This is a genomic window from Streptomyces sparsus, from assembly GCF_054776295.1.
Genome location: NZ_BAAHCA010000630.1, coordinates 1 through 2,917, shown reverse-complemented (window position 1 = coordinate 2,917; position 2,917 = coordinate 1). Strand labels below are relative to the sequence as shown.

The 2,917-nt window shown below is 71.8% G+C and carries 3 protein-coding genes; 2 read left to right on the top strand and 1 reads right to left on the bottom strand.

Annotation, left to right across the window (positions count from 1 at the left end; translation table 11 throughout):
* The coding region (locus tag ACYVE9_RS21320) for a TerD family protein (RefSeq protein WP_461029499.1) at window positions 1-562 on the bottom strand (562 nt) is incomplete at its 3' end.
* A 233-nt stretch (window positions 563-795) separates the two neighbouring features.
* Here ACYVE9_RS21320 and ACYVE9_RS21315 point away from each other — a divergent pair.
* The gene (locus tag ACYVE9_RS21315; protein ID WP_461029498.1) at window positions 796-1,968 is read left to right on the top strand and encodes an HpcH/HpaI aldolase/citrate lyase family protein; all 1,173 of its coding nucleotides are present in this window, start codon (window positions 796-798) and stop codon (window positions 1,966-1,968) included.
* A 160-nt stretch (window positions 1,969-2,128) separates the two neighbouring features.
* A partial coding sequence (locus ACYVE9_RS21310; RefSeq protein ID WP_461029497.1) for a phosphoribosyltransferase domain-containing protein occupies window positions 2,129-2,917 on the top strand: 789 nt, incomplete at its 3' end.

Genomic DNA, 2,917 nt, shown 5'->3' with positions numbered 1-2,917 from the left:
CGGTGGGGTGCGCGGCGTCGCTGCCGTCGTCCACCGAGACGCCGAACTCGGTCGCCAGGCCGACCAGCCCGCTGGTGTAACCCTGGCCGAGCGCGCGGAACTTCCAGCCGCCGCCCCGCCGGTACAGTTCCCCGCAGATCAGCGCCGTCTCCGCGCCCGTCTCCGGTTCGATGTCGAACAGGGCGAGCGGCTCGCCGTCGGCCGCGTCGCACAGCAGCAGCCGGAGGCCGCCGGCGACCTGGCCGAACGTGCCGCCGTCCGCGGACGCGGAGAGCAGCACGCGCTCGACGCCGTCGTCCAGCGCGGTCAGGTCGGCTTCCACCGTGTCCGCGAGGCCTTCCGGTTCCCGCGTCTTGGCCAGGTGTCTGACCAGCCCGGACGGGTGCCGCGGCTGGTTGTAGAACACGAAGTCCTCGTCGGAGCGTACCCGGCTGTCACCGCCCAGCAGCAGCGCGGAGGCGTCCACATCGGGGGTTCCGGGTTCGTCGGCCCAACGCAGCACCGCGCGCACGGCCGCCGCGTGCACCTGGATGTTTGAGCCCTTCGCCATGGCGTGCGTCATGCCGTCATCCTGCCTCCATGGCGCTGCTGACGACAACGCGGGGGACGGCGAGTCCGCGGCGGAGCACCCGCGTGGGGCCGACTGGGCGTGGGGTAGTTTCGAGACGCCTGGGCAAAAGGTGCCGGTAACGAGATTTTCACCCGTGGGGGAACTCCTGATCGGAGCCCGCACGTACGATGACCGGTCGGGCCCCTCATGTGCGAGCCCGGAGAACATCAGCGAAACGGGGGCCCATGCGTCACTTCAGGCATCTGACCAGTGATGTCCGGCATGCCTTGTTCCATCAGGAACCTGCCGACTTCGATCCGGACTCGTCCGCCCGTGTGCTCTCCGTGGCGCTCGGCGCCACCCTCTACAGCCCGGCGACGCGCCCCAGGCTCGCCGCGGACATCAGCAAGCAGGCCACCTGCGGAGTGGTCTCCATGGTGCTGTGTCTGGAGGACTCGATCGCCGACGACGAGGTGACCGCCGCGGAGGACAACCTCGTCCAGCAGCTCACCGCACTGCACGGAACGGACGTCGACCCGTCCGCCGAGTTGCCGCTGCTGTTCGTGCGGGTGCGCGAACCCGAGCAGATCACCGGGCTGGTGGCCCGGCTCGGTCCCGCCGCGCGGGTGCTCTCCGGGTTCGTGCTGCCGAAGTTCACCGAGGACCGCGGCATCCCCTTTCTCGAGGCGCTGGCGCTCGCCGAGGCGGGCAGCGGACGGAGACTGTTCGCCATGCCCGTCCTGGAGTCGCCCGAGCTGCTCTATCTGGAGTCCCGCCAGAGCACGCTCGCAGGCATCGCACGCGCGGTCGACAAGTACCGCGAGCGGGTCCTGGCGATCCGGCTGGGCGTCACCGACTTCTGCTCCGCCTACGGCCTGCGCCGATCGCCGGACATGACGGCGTACGACGTCAAGCTGGTCGCCACCGTCATCGCCGACGTGGTCAACATGCTCGGCCGCCACGACGGCACCGGCTTCACCGTCACCGGCCCGGTGTGGGAGTACTTCCGCATCCAGCAGCGCATGTTCAAGCCCCAGCTGCGACGCAGCCCGTTCGCGGGCCGTGGCGCGGAGGAGCTGCGCGCCGGGCTCATCGAGCACGACATGGACGGGCTGCTGCGGGAGATCCAACTCGACCGCGCCAACGGGCTCCAGGGCAAGACGTGCATCCATCCCTCGCACGTCGCCCCGGTGCACGCGCTGTCCGTCGTCAGTCACGAGGAGTTCAGCGACGCCACCGACATACTGCGGCCGGCCTGCAACGGCGGCGGAGTGCTGCGGTCGGCGTACACGAACAAGATGAACGAGGTGAAGCCCCACCGGGCCTGGGCGGAACGCACACTGCTGCGCGCCGAGGTCTTCGGCGTGGCCCGGGAGGACGTGGACTTCGTGGACCTGCTCGCGGCCAGCATCAAGTGAGCCCTCACCGGCGACCGGCGGGCCTCCGCCCCGCCCCTCCCCGACAGCGGGCACGGACGTCCGCCCCACCCCGAGGCGTGGGCCGCCCCGGTCCGACGGTCCGCGCGGACGCGGAGCACCCCCACGCACGCGAGCCGTGCTCATGAGCCCGGCTCGGCCCATGAGCACGGGAAGAGCAGCACAGGCAGCACCGATCCCGCGACCGGCGGCGGTGCACGGCACAACCGACGGGAACAACAACGTGGTGTGGACAGGCGAATGGGTCGCCGACCGGCTCGGCATCGGACTGCGCGGCGAGGGCGTCCGCGACCTGCTGGGGCTGGCGCTGCGGCGCAACCCCAAACGGGCCCACCTGCTGGTGTCCAACGTGCTGGGCAAGCACGTGCCCCAGCGCCCCGACGTCGTGTACAACACCGCGCTGGGCCTCGGCCACCGGGTACGGGAGCTGCTCGGCGCGGCGGAGACCGCCCGCGCCGTCGTCCTGGGCTACGCGGAAACCGCCACCGGCCTCGGCCACTGCGTCGCCGACGGCCTGGATGACGCCCCGTACCTGCACTCGACGCGGCGTGCGGTGCCCGGCGTCGCACCCGTGGGCGGGTTCGAGGAGGAGCACTCGCACCACACCTCGCACCTCCTGCTCCCGTACGACGCCGGACTGCTCACCGGCGACGGCCCGCTGGTGCTGGTCGACGACGAACTCTCCACCGGGCGCACCGTCCGCAACACCATCACCGCCCTGCACAGCCGCTTCCCCCGGAGGCGGTACGTGGTGGTCACCCTGGTCGACATGCGCAGCGACGACGACGTCCGCGCGCTTGAGAAGGCCGCCGCCGAACTGGGCGCCCGGGTGGACGTCGTCGCCCTGGCCCGCGGCGGCGTGGACCTGCCCGCCGACGTGCGGGGCCGCGCGGAAGCGCTGCTCGCCGCACAACCAGCCGACATCGCCCCG

Excerpts from the sequence above, each read along its gene's own strand:
- ACYVE9_RS21315 (WP_461029498.1), top strand. The coding sequence starts at position 796 with ATGCGTCACTTCAGGCATCTGACCAGTGATGTCCGGCATGCCTTGTTC.